Raw genomic sequence first — 13,722 nt, 5'->3', positions numbered from 1 at the left:
GCCAGCCGAACCGGAAAGAACGAGAGAACCCCTATGGTCCGTCTTTTTGGCCCCTTCGTCGGCCTTTTCTTCGCCGTCGCGCTGCTCTGGTCGTTCGGTAATGGCGCCTATGTCGCCATCACCGAGCCGGCCGCTCCGACAGCCGAGCACGAGTTCCACAAGCACCCCAAGGAAGTGCACTTTGCTTCCGACGGCGTGTTCGGCCGCTTCGACAAGGAACAGCTCCAGCGCGGTTTCCTGGTTTACAAGGAAGTGTGCTCGGCCTGCCACTCGCTCAAGCACGTCGCTTTCCGCGATCTCCAGCAGCTCGGCTATTCGGAAGCCGAAGTGAAGGCGATCGCCAAGCAGTGGGGCACCAAGCAGCCGACCTTCGACCCGAAGACCGGTGACCGTGGCGAGCGTGACAACCTGCCCGCCGATCACTTCCCGATGGTTTACTACGCTGGCCAGGGCTCGCCGCCCGACCTGTCGCTGATCACCAAGGCGCGTCACGAAGGACCGGCCTATGTGTATTCGCTGCTGACCGGCTATCAGGACCAGCCCGCGGAACTGCTCAAGAAGTTCCCGGACGCCAAGACGCCGGAAGGCCTGCACTACAACCCCTACTTCGCGAACCTGAACCTCGCGATGCCCGCGCCGCTGACCGGCGATGGCCAGGTGACCTACAGCGACGGCACGCCGGCCACGGTCGACCAGATGTCCAAGGACGTCGCCGCGTTCCTGACGTGGACGGCGGAACCCAAGCTGGACAAGCGCAAGCAGACCGGCTGGGCCGTGCTGGGCTTCCTGCTGGCGGCCACCGTACTGGCCTACCTGTCCAAGAAGCAGGTCTGGAGCAACGTGGGCGGACATTGATCGCCTGCCGATTGCCAGACACGAGAAGGCCACCGGGAACGGTGGCCTTTTTCGTTGGCGCACGGCTGCCGGAACGCCATGGTGCGCCGCGCCCATCGCGCCGAAATTCCCACACCCTCTCCTCGAAAGTTGCCCGATGACGCCCGACGATCTCAAGATGCTTGTCCGGTCGGTTCCCGATTTCCCCTCCCCCGGCATCCTGTTTCGCGACATCACCACGCTGATCGCCCATGGCGAAGGGCTTCGCGCCTGCGTCGATCACCTGGCCGAACGCGCCCGCGCGGCGGACGCGGAACTGATTGCCGGCATGGAAGCGCGCGGCTTCATCTTCGGCGCGGCGGTGGCGGCGCGCATGGGCGTGGGCTTCCTGCCGGTACGCAAGCCGGGCAAGCTGCCGGTCAAGACGATCGGCATCGACTATGCGCTGGAATACGGGCGCGACCGGCTGGAAATCGACCCCACGGTGATCCGCGAAGGCCAGCGCGTGGTTATCGTCGACGATCTGATTGCCACCGGCGGCACGGCGCTGGCCGCCGCCGAGCTGCTGCGTCAGGCCGGGGCAGCCGTCCGTCACGCGCTGTTCGTGATCGACCTGCCCGATCTCCACGGCGCCGAACGGCTGCGCGGCGCCGGCCTGACCGTGGAAGCCCTGATGGACTTTCCGGGGCACTGAAACGCGAAGACCCCGCTCTCCTACGAGAGCGGGGTCTTGTGCAACCTACCGACTTTCGCCGGCGATCAATCGACCAGCATCAGCGCGTCGAGCGCCACGACGCCCTCGCCCACCGGGTGCAGGATCACCGGATTGAGATCGATCTCGCGGATCGAGGGCTCGGCCCGCAGCACCTGCCCCACCGTGACGATCAGGCGCGCCAGCGCATCCACGTCCAGCGCGGGCGATCCGCGATAGCCCTTGAGCAGCGCCGCGCTCTTCAGCTTCATGAGTTCGGCCACGACCGCTTCTTCGGTGAGATCGGCGGTCAGCAGGCGCACGTCCTGCAGGATCTCCGCCGTCACGCCGCCGAAACCGGCCAGCACCACCGGCCCCCATTCGGGATCGTTCTTCGCGCCGACGATCATTTCCAGCCCGCGCTTGCCCATCGCCTCGATCAGCACGCCGTCCAGCCGGATCGCCGTCGAATAGGCCGCGACGTTATCGTGGATGCGCTCCCACGCCGCGCGCACGGCGGCGCCGTCGGCCAGGTTGAGCAGCACGCCGCCGGCATCGCTCTTGTGCCCCAGCGCGGCGGCCTGCGCCTTCATCGCCACCGGATAGCCGACCGCGTCAGCAGCGGCGACCGCTGCGTCCGCGCTCGCCGCGAACCGGCCGGCGGGGAACGGCAGGCCCAGCGGCCCCAGCAGTTCCTTGGCCTTGTATTCCGGCACCACGCCCAAAACCGCGTCCAGCCCGGCAAGCGGCAGGGCCGGCTTGTCCGTGGCCGAGAGATCGCGGGCGGACCAGTGCGTCAGCCGCGCGATGGCGCGCAAAGCGCGTTCGGTGGTCGGGAACCAGGGGATGCCGGCGGCGCGCAGCGCGGCGATGCGTTCGGCCGGCACCTCCGCCCCTTCGTCCAGCCCGGCGAAGACCAGTGGCTTGGTCAGCGTCTTGCCGTCCACAGCCGCCAGGATCGGCGGGTACTTGATCGCGCAGGTGATCGGCTCGGCCTGGATGATCCCGGCCAGCACGGTGCCGACGCGGTCGTCCTCCAGCAACGCTTCCAGCGTGCGGGTATAGATCGACGGTTCGGACAGGCCCTGGGCGGTGATATCGAGCGGGTTGCTCACCGGCACGAAGGGCGGCAGCGCCGCGCGCAGCGCGGGCGAATCCGCATCGTGCAGATCGGCCAGCGGCAGTTCCAGTTCCTCGGCCAGATCGAGCGTCAGCGCTTTGAACGCGCCCGATTCGCCCAGCACCGCCGTGTTGCCGGAAGGCGGCACGGGGCACCGCACCGCGATCTCGGCAATGTCGCCCAGTTCCTCGAGCGTTTCGGCGAAGATCACGCCGGCGCGCGAAACCATCGCCCGCATCAGCTTGTAATCGCCGGCCATCGCGCCGGTATGCGTCGCCGCGGATTCGCGCGCCGCGCTCGACTTGCCCGGATGCAGCAGGACGATCGGCTTGCCCGCCGCCCGCGCTCGCCGCGCCGCCGCCAGGAAGCGCTGCGGCTTGCGGAACTGTTCGACGATCATCGCGATCACATGGGTGTCGGGCTGGTCGACCATCCAGTCGACATAGTCCTCCACCCCGCTCGCCGCCTCGTTGCCGGTCGATACCGAGTACGACACGCCGGCATCGCGCGCGAGCAGCATGGTCCCCAGCACCGCCGCCATCGCGCCGGATTGCGAGACGATGCCGATCGCGCGGCGATCACCCGGCGGCACGGCGTTGGTTTCCACGAAGGTCAGCGGCACGCGATCAACATAGTTGACGAGGCCGAGGCAGTTCGGCCCTTCGACCACCAGCCCCGCCTCCTGCGCGATCCGGGCGATCTCGTGCTGTTCGGCCAGCCCTTCCTCGCCCCCTTCGGCAAACCCGGCGGAGAAGATCACCACGCCGCCGGCCTTGCGCGCCGCCAGTCCGCGCACCGCGTCCAGCACGCCCGCGCGCGGAATGGCAAGCACCGCCACGTCCACACCCTCCGGCAACGCATCGACCGAAGGGTAGCAGCGCAGCCCCATGATCTCGTCGCGCTTCGGGTTCACCGGATAGATCGCGCCGGAATAGCCGTTGTTCGCCAGGTTGGTCAGCAGGGTGGCGCCCAGCGCGCCCGGCTTGTCGGACGCCCCCACGACGGCAACCGAACGCGGGCGCAGGAAACGGTCAAGGGCGGCGTGCGAGAGATTCGCGTCAGTCATGACATCCTCCGAAATTAGCTATGTTCTATAACAATATTCGGAGGCGCGTAAAGGCGGAACGTCAGGCCGGCTGCCAGTCGAACACCAGTTCGCCTTCACGGAAAGCGAAGCGGTTCAGGTGATCGGCAACCACCTTCTGCATCCGCGCCATGTCGCCGCCCTCGGCAACGGTGCAGGTCACGGTAAGCGCCATCTCGTCCGCGACAAGATCGACGGGGCCGAGCGGCAGCGGCACCCGCCCCTGGTGCGCATCAAAGGTGACGTCGAACTTGTGGCTCCAGTGCTTGCACAGCTGCTGGAGATAGCGGCTGGCGCTGGCGGTGGGCACGATGGCGCGGGTTACAGACATGGAGAATCCTCGCTTGTTAAGATCGCTCAAAGATATATCTTTACGCCTCGAATGCAAGGGGCAGCGCTTCGCCCGGTTTACCAAGACGCCGGTTGACGCCGCCGCGCCGCCGTGGCAATCGGCCCCTACATGGGTGGCGACGGAGTTCGCCGCCGCAATCAAGACGTGCCACTTGATTGCGCGGGTATAGCACAATGGTAGTGCAGCAGCCTTCCAAGCTGAATACGCGGGTTCGATTCCCGCTACCCGCTCCACCTTCCCGTCCAGCCGCGTCCGTATCAGTCTGGACATACCCCTGAAATCCACGGTATTTAGCGGCATATCAGGCCGCATTCGTTCGCCCGCGTCCATATCTAGCCACCCGACGATGGGGGTATGATTGGGGGAAGCCGGAATAGGCAAGGGGTATGATGTGCGGCGCTGGGGGTATGCGAGGGCAGGCCATGGCGCTTACAGACATTGCAATTCGACAGGCGAAACCGGCGGCGAAGCAATACAAGCTCGCCGATGGGGCGGGCCTCTATCTGCTTGTCACGCCGGCGGGCGGAAAGCTCTGGCGGCTGAAATACCGCTTGGCGGGCAAGGAAAAGCTGGCGGCCTTCGGTGCCTATCCCGAAGTGAGCCTTGCCGACGCCCGCAAGCGCCGGGATGAAGCCAGAGAACAGATTGCTGCCAACAAAGACCCGTCGCGGGAAAAACGGCGGGCCAAGGTGCGCCAGCAGGCAGAGGCGATGAATACCTTTGCGATCATCTCTGCCGAGTATTGCGCCAAGCGGAAACAGGACGGGCAGGACGGCTGGGCACCTGCCACGGCCAAGCGGAGCGAATACCTGCTTTCCCGTCTGCACGCTGCCCTTGGCAGCCTGCCGATCGGAGAGATTGAACCTGCCGACATTCTGGCCGCCGTCCGCAAGATCGAAGGCAAGGGGACGCTGGAGAGCGCGCGCCGGACATTGCAGCTTGCGGGCATGGTGTTCCGCTATGCGGTGGCGACGGCGCGGCTGGCGTCCGATCCTACCCGCGATCTGCGCGGGGCGCTGGCAACGCCCAAGGTGACGCACTACGCGGCCATCCTTGAGCCGGTGAAGGTGGGCGAGCTGCTCCGCGCGATAGACGGCTATGAAAGCCTCGGGCTTACCCGGCTGGCGCTACAACTGGCTCCCCATGTCTTTGTGCGGCCCGGTGAGCTGCGCCATGCCCGCTGGGATGAAATCGACCTGGACGGCGCTTTGTGGACCATCCCAGCCGAGAAAACCAAGATGCGGAAGGATCACCGCGTTCCGTTGTCCCGGCAGGCCGTGGCGATCCTACGCGAGATTCACGCCCTCACCGGCCCGGCTGGCTATGTCTTTCCGTCCGTCCGCACCCGTGCCCGCCCCATGAGCGAGAACACGTTGAACGCGGGGCTGCGGCGGCTTGGCTACGCCAGCGACGAAATGACCGCGCACGGGTTCCGGGCGATGGCTGCAACGCTGCTGAATGAAAGCGGCAAGTGGCACCCGGATGCCATCGAGCGGGCGCTTGCCCATGGCGATGCTGACAAGGTGCGGGCCGCCTAGACTGGCCGATGGAAGGTCCAGCCGCGCCCGGTGCGGATGATTTCGACTACGGCGGCGATCCCTTCGCCGATGATCTGAACGGCTGGTGATGGCCGCCCCCGATAGCCCGCCGCAATTCGATCTGTTCGAGGCGCGGCCCGAGCCTTCCCGCCATCGCGTCGGCAGAAAGCCGCACGTTCCAACGCCGGAACAAATGCTGATCGCACACGAATTGAAGGCGGCTGGGGCGACCTGGCCAACCATCGCCCGGGCCTTGGGCGTCTGCGTCAACACCGTCGCAAGGCACTATTTCCCCAGCACGGTGGCCAGCCCGCCCAAAGGTCGGCGGCGACACGCTCCGACGCCCGCGACACGCAAGATTGTTAGGCGGGCAATCCTGGGGGGAATGCCCGTGGCGAAAGTGGCCAAGCTGATCGGGGTATCGGTTCCCACGCTGAGGCTGCACTATAGCCATGAGTTGCGGGCGTAGTGGGGCAGACTTTCGATGTTTCGTTTGAAGCCATTTATTTCCGGTCTTGCCTTTTCATTCAGCCGTTATCGCTGTTACTTGTGCCGAGGGCAAACCGGAGGGCATCAATGGCTTGGGATACGGGACTGGACACTGGCAGCGTAGCTTACGGCATCGCATCGGCGCCGGAGCCGCGCGTGCGGGTCATCGCCGGTCCCGGCACGGGCAAGTCCTTCGCCATGAAGCGTCGGGTCGCTCGCCTCCTTGAGTCGGGCGTGGCGCCCAAAGAGCTCCTTGCCGTGACATTCACGCGGGTTGCGGCAGAGGACCTCCATCGGGAATTGCAGAAGCTCGGAGTGCCGGGATGCGAGGAACTCGAGGGGCAGACCCTCCATAGCCTCGCCATGCGCATCCTATCCCGACAGCACGTCCTCGAGGCCGTGGGGCGCACCCCTCGGTCGCTCAACACCTTCGAGATGAAGGCCTTGATCTGCGACATTGCCGATGCGAGCGGCGGGAAGCTCGCTGCGAAGAAGATGATTCAGGGGTACACTGCCGCATGGGCGCAGAGCCAAGGGGACGAGCCCGGCTTCCCCAACAACGATGAGGAGAAGGCATTTTCGTCCGCCCTTCTCGCTTGGCTCGAGTTTCACTACGGGATGCTGATCGGTGAGCTGATTCCGTACCTTGTCCGTTACCTCAAGGACAATCCCGCGGCGGCCGAGCGCTCGGAATTCAAGCACCTCCTCGTTGACGAGTATCAGGACCTCAACAAGGCCGAGCAGACCGCCATTGCCTACCTCGGGGAGGAGGCTGAAATCTGCATCGTGGGCGACGATGACCAGTCCATCTACAGCTTTAAGTACGCCCACCCCGAGGGCATCCGTGAGTGGAAGGACCTTCACGCGGCTTGCGCTGATCTCGAGATGGCCGACTGCCACCGCTGCCCAACCACGGTGGTCGAGATGGCGAACACGCTCATCAACGTGAATACCAACCGCGCGCCCCGAGCGCTGACGCCCCTGCCAGAGAAGGGAGCGGGCGAGGTCGCCATCGTGCAGGTGCCGTACCTCCACAGCGAGGCGACGTGGATCACGGCGAAGATCAAGGAGCTCCTCGAGAAGGGCGTCCACCCCAGCGAGATAATCGTCCTCGTGCAGCGCGCCGTTGTCGGGAAGCCAATCCTAAACGCCCTCAAGGGCGAGGGTGTCCCGGCCAAGTCATACTATGAGGAGAGCCAGCTCGATTCTGAAGCGGCGCAGATGCGTTTCGCGCTGTTCAAGTTATTCCTCGACAAAGAGGACCGGGTTGCGCTGCGCTATCTTCTCGGCTGGGACCGGGACGATTTCCGATGCAAGCCATACGCTCGGGTGCGGCAACATTGCGAGGCCAGCGGGGATAGCCCTTGGGTTGCGATGGACAAGCTTGCGGACGACGCGCTCACCATCCCGTACACCAAGCCACTGATCGAGCAATTCAAGCTCATCAAGGAAGCCCTCGAAGAGCTCGAGGCGGTTAAGGACGATCTCGCAGCTTTCACTGATACCTTGTTCCCGGACGCGGACCCTGACGTATCAGAATTGCGCGAACTCGCGCTGGCGCAGATGGAGGCGGCCGAGACGCCCGAGGACCTCCTCTCCGCAATGATGCAGGAGATTACCCAACCGGACATTCCGCCTACCGTCGAGGAGGTCCGGTTAATGAGCCTACACAAGAGTAAGGGCCTTAGCTCGCCCTATGTGTTTATAGCCGGTTGCGTGGAGGGCATCCTCCCGCCCTCCTTCGATGATGCGCCCTCGAAGGAGGCCAAGGACGCAGCGCTCGAGGAAGCCCGGCGGCTGTTCTATGTGGGCATCACGCGGGTGAAGGCGGACCCGGCGAATGACCGGCCCGGGAGCCTGTTCATCACGTATGCCCAACAGATGCCGGCTAAGGACGCATACGGGGCGAAGGTGGCGTTCAAGACGCAATCGGGGCCAATGGCGAACCTGCTGCCGAGCCGCTTTATTGGCGAGCTCGGCCCGGCGGCGCCCGCGCCGGTCAAGGGGTAGAGGCGATGAGCGGTTCGCAGCTCAACGTCGAATATGAGGGCATGGCGGACCGGCACGAGCTTTACGCAAAGTACGGGATTGCAGCAGAGGCCGCCCAGCTCTTCGAGACCGAGCTCGGCACGTTACTGCTGTGCCTACGCGCCTTAGACGAAGGCTGGCACATAATGCCGGAGGGGGAGGCCGCTCGAGAGGTGCTCGACACCATTGATCGAAGCACGCTCGGGCGGGCGCTGAATGATCTGAAGCGGCACATTACCATCGAGGGCGACTTAGAGGAGGGTTTCTCGTCTGCTCTCAAGGCGCGAAATCAGCTTATGCATGGCTTCTTCGAGAGGCATAACTTTAAAATCCAGACCGAGGACGGCCGCAAGGAGATGATCGCAGACCTCGATTCTCTACACGGTGAACTCTTCGTGGCTTGGCGAGCGGCCGACAAACTCGTGACGATAATCTCTGCGGTGGTACGTCTCCGCGCCGAGAATGGGGCCTAATGCTTGCCCGAACACTCTCAAGCGTGGAGTAGGCTTCCGCACCTTTTGTTCCCAATACGCGATGCGGGGAACAGGCTTGGCAAACGGTGGGAACACGATTTGCCGTTGCTTGACAGGTGTTTAGGCGGGCTGTTCCCAATTTCCCGCCGTTCCCGACATTCGAAGAGCAATCCCACAAGGCGAAGCGCCAGCCGCCCGGCTGGGCCGAACCGAGCTGTCGCCAGCCACTCACATTCAAGTCACGACTTCCCCGCTCAAAAGGGCGCGTAAGTGACGAGAATAAAAGGTCATTTTTCGGCAGTGAATTGAAAGTGACTTAAAAACTGGCCGCAAGTCAGATTTGACGGGGAAGCTGCCATTTGCCGAAATGCCCGGAACTGCTGGCTTTTCGGCTGCGATTTATCGCGTACGGTGTGGGGGTCTAATCGGCAATTCTCGGGCCGGTAAACGCGCCCGAGTCGGATTGTCGGTTCTGCTCCGCACGAGCCTGGGATTGGTGCGCGGGGCGGCCCTCCATCGGTCCGAAAATGCGCCTAGCCAGCACGTTTGGGGGTATGATTGGGGGTATCCTGCGAAATGCTCCGTCCAGAAACGTCGATAATCTGCGCTTTTCTGGCCATTTCACGGTTCCCGCTACCTCCTGATCCATTCCGCTCCGCAAGCCACCGCCTGAGTTCGCTGTTGGACGCACGCGCGCAACTGCTGTAAGCGGGCGCATCCGTCAGGTTCCGAAAATAGCGCTGCCGGCACGATGAACTTTCCCGCTGGCACGCCTGGATCGGAGCAGCCCCATGACCGAACGTTACCGTCACCATCCGTCCGGGCGCCACTTCCTTGCCTGATTCCCTTTCGCGGAAGGGTTTGCCCACGCGGGTCCAGGCCGATGCAGCGGCGCTTTCCGCAGCGCATCGCGCAATGGTGCGGGGCTGCCGTTTTCTGATCGATCGCGCCGCGCGCGATGCCACCGTGATGCCGGGCTGCGAACGTACCGCGCGCGTGGCGCTGCGGCTGGCGGGCAATTGCCTGAAGGAACTCGATCGCTTCCTGACCATCCTTATCGACGAGCACGCCCCGCCTTCAGAGGCGCCGTCCCGCCACGGCGCCGCAGCGGGGAGTGACACCGATAGCACGCGCAAGCTGTCGCGGATCAAGGCGATGGAAAGCCGCTTTCCGGTGGACGTCCTGCGCCTGCGCGCGATCGGGCGCGTCCGCGCTTTCGCAACGGGCCATTCCCCGGTTTCGCCGGGCACGAGACTGGCCCATGATCTTGCCATCGCCGCGCACGGGCGCGGGCTTGTCCCCACGCGGCATGGGGCTACCCCTGTCATCAGTGACCAGGCGATGGCCGCCATCGCGGAATTCTATCTGTCGCTGACGGCCAGCCTGCAGGCGCGGCACGCCTGACGCCTCCTTGCGCTTTGCGACTGGAACCCGCCGCCAAAGCCGTTAAACAGGCGGGTATGAGCGAACCTCTCAACGTATCGTTTCTGGGGCTGGGCGTAATGGGCGGCGCGATGGCCCGCCATCTCGGCCAGGCCGGCCACCGCCTCACCATCTACAACCGCACCGCCACCCGTGCGGAGGCGTGGCAGGCGGCGAACCCCGGTCTGGCAACGCGTGTCGCCTCGTCGCCCGCGGAAGCAGCGGAAGGAGCCGACGTCGTCATCACCTGCGTTGGCAACGATGATGATCTCGCCGACGTCGTGCTCAGCCCCACCGGCGCGTTTTCCACGCTCCGGCGAGGAGCGCTGTTCATCGATCACACCACCGTTTCCGCCCGGATCGCCCGGCAGATCGCGGTGGAAGGACGCGACAAGGAACTGCTCTGCGTCGATGCGCCCGTCACCGGGGGCCAGTCCGGCGCGGAAAACGGCACCCTTTCGATCATGTGCGGCGGCAGCGCGAAGGCGGTGGACGCCGCGCGCGCGATCCTTGCCGCCTATGCCAAGCGGGTCGTCCATGTCGGCAAGTCCGGCGCAGGGCAGACCGCCAAGATGGCCAACCAGATGTGCATCGCGGGCGCCATCGCCGGTCTTTCGGAAGCGATCCGCTTCTGCCAGATCGCCCGCCTCGATCTCGACAAGGTGTTCGAGGCCATTTCGGGCGGCGCGGCGCAGAGCTGGCAGATGGACAACCGCTGGCACACTGCGGCCAAGGACGAATTCGACTTCGGCTTCGCCATCGACTGGATGCGCAAAGACCTGGGCCTCGCCATCGAGGAAGCGCGCAACCTGGGCGCCAGCGTGCCGACCACGGCGCTGATCGACCAGTTCTATGCCGATGTGCAGGCGCTGGGCGGCGGGCGCGAGGATACCAGCGCGCTGATCCGCCGCCTGCCGAGGAGAGGCGGCGAGAAGGGCTCGCCCGCGTGAGCCACAGGCGCCGGGCCGCGATCGCGGCGCTGTTGCTGGCGGCGGCCCCGTCGCTCGCGCTGGCCGATACCCTGGTCGACAACGTCAGCGGCGAAACTATCGGTCCCGATGGCCGCGTTCAGACGTTCTCGGCGCTCGTCTTCGACGACGCCGGCGTGATCAAGGCGATCTATCGGGCCGGCGAAAAAAAGCCGCCCAAGGGCATTCAATACCACGTCGACGGCAAAGGCCGGATCATGCTGCCGGGCCTGATCGACGCGCACGCGCATGTCATGCAGATCGGCTTTGCCGCGCTTACGCTTGATCTGTCGGACACGAAATCGCTGGCCGAGGCGTTGGAGCGGATCAAGAGCTATGCTGCCGAACATCCCGATCGTCCTTGGATCATCGGGCGTGGCTGGAACCAGGAAAGCTGGGGGCTGGGGCGCTTTCCCACCGCGGCGGAACTCGATGCGGTGGTGGCCGACAAGCCGGTCTGGCTCGAACGCGTCGATGGCCATGCCGGCTGGGCCAACAGCGCGGCGCTGAAAGCCGCCGGCGTCTCCGCGCAGACCAAGGACCCTGCCGGCGGCCATCTCGAACGCACCGCCGCCGGCGCACCGGCGGGCGTGCTGGTCGATGCGGCGCAAGCGCTGGTGGCGCGCGTGGTCCCCGCCCCGCGCGCGGCCGACCGCGATGTCGCGCTGGCGACCGCCCAGCGCCTGCTGTTCCGGCGCGGGGTGACCGCCGTGGCCGACATGGGCACCAGCATCGAGGACTGGCAGGCCTATCGCCGCGCCGGCGATCGCAACGAACTCTATATCCGGATCATGGCCTATGCCGCCGGCATCGATCAGATGGCGCTGATCGCCGGTCCCGCCCCCACCCCGTGGCTCTATCAGGACCGGCTGCGCCTCAACGGGGTGAAGCTCTACATGGACGGCGCGCTGGGATCGCGCGGGGCATGGCTCAAGGCCCCCTATGCCGATGCGCCCGGCACGCGCGGACTGCCCCAGTTGTCGGACACGCAATTGCGCAACCTGATGAGCCGAGCGGCGATGGACGGCTTCCAGATCGCGGTGCACGCCATCGGTGATCAGGCCAACGCCGCCGTACTGGATGCCGTCGAGGATCTCTCGCAGACCTACAAGGGCGATCGTCGCTGGCGCATCGAACACGCGCAGATCGTCGACCCGGCCGATTTCGCGCGGTTCGGACGCAACGGCATCATTGCCTCGATGCAACCGGTGCACCAGACCTCGGACCGACTGATGGCGGAAGCCCGCCTGGGGCCGCAGCGGCTCGCTGGTGCCTATGCCTGGCATTCGCTCCAGGCGGCCGGCGCAACGCTCGCGTTCGGTTCGGACGCGCCGGTGGAACAGGCCGATCCCTTTGCCGGTATCGCCGCGGCGATCAGCCGGGAAGACGCCTCAGGCCAGCCCGCCGGCGGATGGCAGGCGCAGGAACGCGTCGACCGGGCCAGCGCGCTGGCCGGGTATAGCAGCGCGGCGGCATGGGCTGGCTTTGCCGAGCAACGCTTCGGCCGCCTCGCGCCCGGGCAGCGCGCGGATTTCGTGTTCGTCGATACCGATCCGATGTTCGCCAGCCCGGCGGAAATCCGCGCCACCAAAGTCCTCGAGACGTGGGTCGGCGGCGGCAAGGTGTGGAGCGCCGAGCAGGCAGACGCCAACAGCGCAGCCGAGAAGCGCTGAGACTTCAAACTGTCAGAGCTGAAATCCCCGTAACGCCCGGCGCGGTGCAGTTTTCCCGCATCCTCTCCCATGCCACGCCGGGCGAACGGTGGATGAGGGTGTTCTAGGGCCATTTACGGGGCGCGCCAGCATCGAATGCACCCGGGTGCATTTTCGACAATCGCCTGATGCTTTGTTGCAACAAAAGGTCCGCTTCGGTTCGCGAAACGCAGACAAACAAAAAGCCCGCCGGGAAGGCAGGCTTTTGTCTGATCATCATGAATGGGTTTTTGATTGTGATAATCCGTCGGCTACAATGCCTGGCGGCGACCTACTCTTCCAACGCTTGAGCGTTAGTACCATTGGCGCGGACTGGTTTCACGGCCGAGTTCGAGAAGGGATCGGGTGGTTCACAGACGCTATGGCCACCAGGCAATGGAGCCGACGGATTGTATCGATGCATTGGGTCCATCCTTTGGGGATGGATTTTGCGATGTTGTTAAGTTGGCTGGTATCGTCCGACATCGTTGGACGGGACCTGCAAGGGCAGGCCTGTCATTGATGGCGGGATTCTCAAGCATGAACAGAGTTATTAGGACCGGTTAGCTTCATGCGTTACCGCACTTCCACACCCGGCCTATCAACGTGATGGTCTATCACGACTCGAAGATACCTTATCTTGAGGGAGGCTTCCCGCTTAGATGCTTTCAGCGGTTATCCCGTCCATGCATAGCTACCCTGCTGCACTCCTGGCGGAATGACAGGTACACCAGAGGCATGTTCACCCCGGTCCTCTCGTACTAGGGGCAACTCCTCTCAAGTATCGACGCCCACGGCAGATAGGGACCAAACTGTCTCGCGACGTTCTGAACCCAGCTCACGTACCACTTTAATTGGCGAACAGCCAAACCCTTGGGACCTGCTCCAGCCCCAGGATGTGATGAGCCGACATCGAGGTGCCAAACGATTCCGTCGATATGAGCTCTTGGGAATCATCAGCCTGTTATCCCCGGCGTACCTTTTATCCGTTGAGCGATGGCCCTTCCACGAGGGACCACCGGATCACTATGA

General features: G+C 64.7%; 11 protein-coding genes, 1 tRNA gene and 2 rRNA genes (1 of these 14 running past the window's edge). 10 read left to right on the top strand and 4 right to left on the bottom strand.

Translation table 11 applies throughout. The features are described from left to right. Positions 1–33 precede the first annotated feature (33 nt). Both FA702_RS13965 and FA702_RS13960 read left to right on the top strand, forming a co-directional pair. On the top strand, positions 34–855 hold the full coding sequence (locus FA702_RS13965; protein WP_136956621.1) for a cytochrome c1: 822 nt from the start codon (positions 34–36) through the stop codon (positions 853–855). Positions 856–991: 136 nt separating this feature from the next. Beyond that, positions 992–1,528 (top strand): adenine phosphoribosyltransferase, encoded by a 537-nt coding sequence (locus FA702_RS13960; RefSeq protein WP_136956620.1) that lies wholly within the window; start codon positions 992–994, stop codon positions 1,526–1,528. A 65-nt stretch (positions 1,529–1,593) separates the two neighbouring features. Here FA702_RS13960 and FA702_RS13955 read toward each other — a convergent pair whose 3' ends face one another. Both FA702_RS13955 and FA702_RS13950 read right to left on the bottom strand, forming a co-directional pair. Continuing rightward, positions 1,594–3,711, bottom strand: coding sequence for an acetate--CoA ligase family protein (locus FA702_RS13955; protein WP_136956619.1), 2,118 nt, complete (start codon positions 3,709–3,711; stop codon positions 1,594–1,596). A 61-nt stretch (positions 3,712–3,772) separates the two neighbouring features. Further along, positions 3,773–4,060, bottom strand: coding sequence for a DUF2218 domain-containing protein (locus FA702_RS13950; RefSeq protein ID WP_136956618.1), 288 nt, complete (start codon positions 4,058–4,060; stop codon positions 3,773–3,775). A gap of 180 nt (positions 4,061–4,240) precedes the next feature. Here FA702_RS13950 and FA702_RS13945 point away from each other — a divergent pair. The 8 genes from FA702_RS13945 to FA702_RS13910 all read left to right on the top strand — a co-directional run bounded on the left by FA702_RS13945 (position 4,241) and on the right by FA702_RS13910 (position 12,672). Next, a tRNA-Gly gene (locus tag FA702_RS13945) sits at positions 4,241–4,314 on the top strand. A gap of 189 nt (positions 4,315–4,503) precedes the next feature. Beyond that, complete coding sequence (locus FA702_RS13940) at positions 4,504–5,619, top strand: integrase arm-type DNA-binding domain-containing protein (protein ID WP_136957421.1); 1,116 nt, start codon at positions 4,504–4,506, stop codon at positions 5,617–5,619. An 88-nt stretch (positions 5,620–5,707) separates the two neighbouring features. Beyond that, the gene (locus FA702_RS13935; protein ID WP_136956617.1) at positions 5,708–6,088 is read left to right on the top strand and encodes a hypothetical protein; all 381 of its coding nucleotides are present in this window, start codon (positions 5,708–5,710) and stop codon (positions 6,086–6,088) included. 176 nt (positions 6,089–6,264) lie between these two features. After that, a complete protein-coding gene (locus FA702_RS13930; protein ID WP_168196071.1) occupies positions 6,265–8,118 on the top strand; it encodes an ATP-dependent helicase in 1,854 nt (617 codons plus the stop codon). A 5-nt stretch (positions 8,119–8,123) separates the two neighbouring features. Beyond that, the gene (locus FA702_RS13925) at positions 8,124–8,609 is read left to right on the top strand and encodes a hypothetical protein (RefSeq protein ID WP_136956615.1); all 486 of its coding nucleotides are present in this window, start codon (positions 8,124–8,126) and stop codon (positions 8,607–8,609) included. 861 nt (positions 8,610–9,470) lie between these two features. Then, complete coding sequence (locus FA702_RS13920) at positions 9,471–10,013, top strand: hypothetical protein (protein WP_136956614.1); 543 nt, start codon at positions 9,471–9,473, stop codon at positions 10,011–10,013. Between the two features lie 56 nt (positions 10,014–10,069). Then, entirely contained in the window at positions 10,070–10,981 is a 912-nt protein-coding gene (locus FA702_RS13915; protein ID WP_136956613.1) for an NAD(P)-dependent oxidoreductase, read from the top strand. Next, complete coding sequence (locus FA702_RS13910) at positions 10,978–12,672, top strand: amidohydrolase (protein ID WP_136956612.1); 1,695 nt, start codon at positions 10,978–10,980, stop codon at positions 12,670–12,672. The genes FA702_RS13915 and FA702_RS13910 overlap by 4 nt, the downstream gene beginning before the upstream one ends. A 297-nt stretch (positions 12,673–12,969) precedes the next feature. On the opposite strand, the gene rrf is transcribed toward FA702_RS13910, so the two are convergent. Both rrf and FA702_RS13900 read right to left on the bottom strand, forming a co-directional pair. Beyond that, positions 12,970–13,084, bottom strand: a 5S ribosomal RNA gene (rrf, locus tag FA702_RS13905). Between the two features lie 139 nt (positions 13,085–13,223). Continuing rightward, positions 13,224–13,722 (bottom strand): 23S ribosomal RNA (locus FA702_RS13900) (it continues 2,294 nt past the right edge of the window).

The organism is Novosphingobium sp. EMRT-2 (assembly GCF_005145025.1).
In the GTDB taxonomy this organism is placed as follows: Bacteria; Pseudomonadota; Alphaproteobacteria; order Sphingomonadales; family Sphingomonadaceae; genus Novosphingobium.
This window is presented reverse-complemented; position numbering and strand designations above follow the sequence as displayed.

Excerpts from the sequence above, each read along its gene's own strand:
- FA702_RS13965 (WP_136956621.1), top strand. The coding sequence starts at position 34 with ATGGTCCGTCTTTTTGGCCCCTTCGTCGGCCTTTTCTTCGCCGTCGCG.
- FA702_RS13960 (WP_136956620.1), top strand. The coding sequence starts at position 992 with ATGACGCCCGACGATCTCAAGATGCTTGTCCGGTCGGTTCCCGATTTC.
- FA702_RS13955 (WP_136956619.1), bottom strand. The coding sequence starts at position 3,711 with ATGACTGACGCGAATCTCTCGCACGCCGCCCTTGACCGTTTCCTGCGC.
- FA702_RS13950 (WP_136956618.1), bottom strand. The coding sequence starts at position 4,060 with ATGTCTGTAACCCGCGCCATCGTGCCCACCGCCAGCGCCAGCCGCTAT.
- FA702_RS13940 (WP_136957421.1), top strand. The coding sequence starts at position 4,504 with ATGGCGCTTACAGACATTGCAATTCGACAGGCGAAACCGGCGGCGAAG.
- FA702_RS13935 (WP_136956617.1), top strand. The coding sequence starts at position 5,708 with ATGGCCGCCCCCGATAGCCCGCCGCAATTCGATCTGTTCGAGGCGCGG.
- FA702_RS13925 (WP_136956615.1), top strand. The coding sequence starts at position 8,124 with ATGAGCGGTTCGCAGCTCAACGTCGAATATGAGGGCATGGCGGACCGG.
- FA702_RS13915 (WP_136956613.1), top strand. The coding sequence starts at position 10,070 with ATGAGCGAACCTCTCAACGTATCGTTTCTGGGGCTGGGCGTAATGGGC.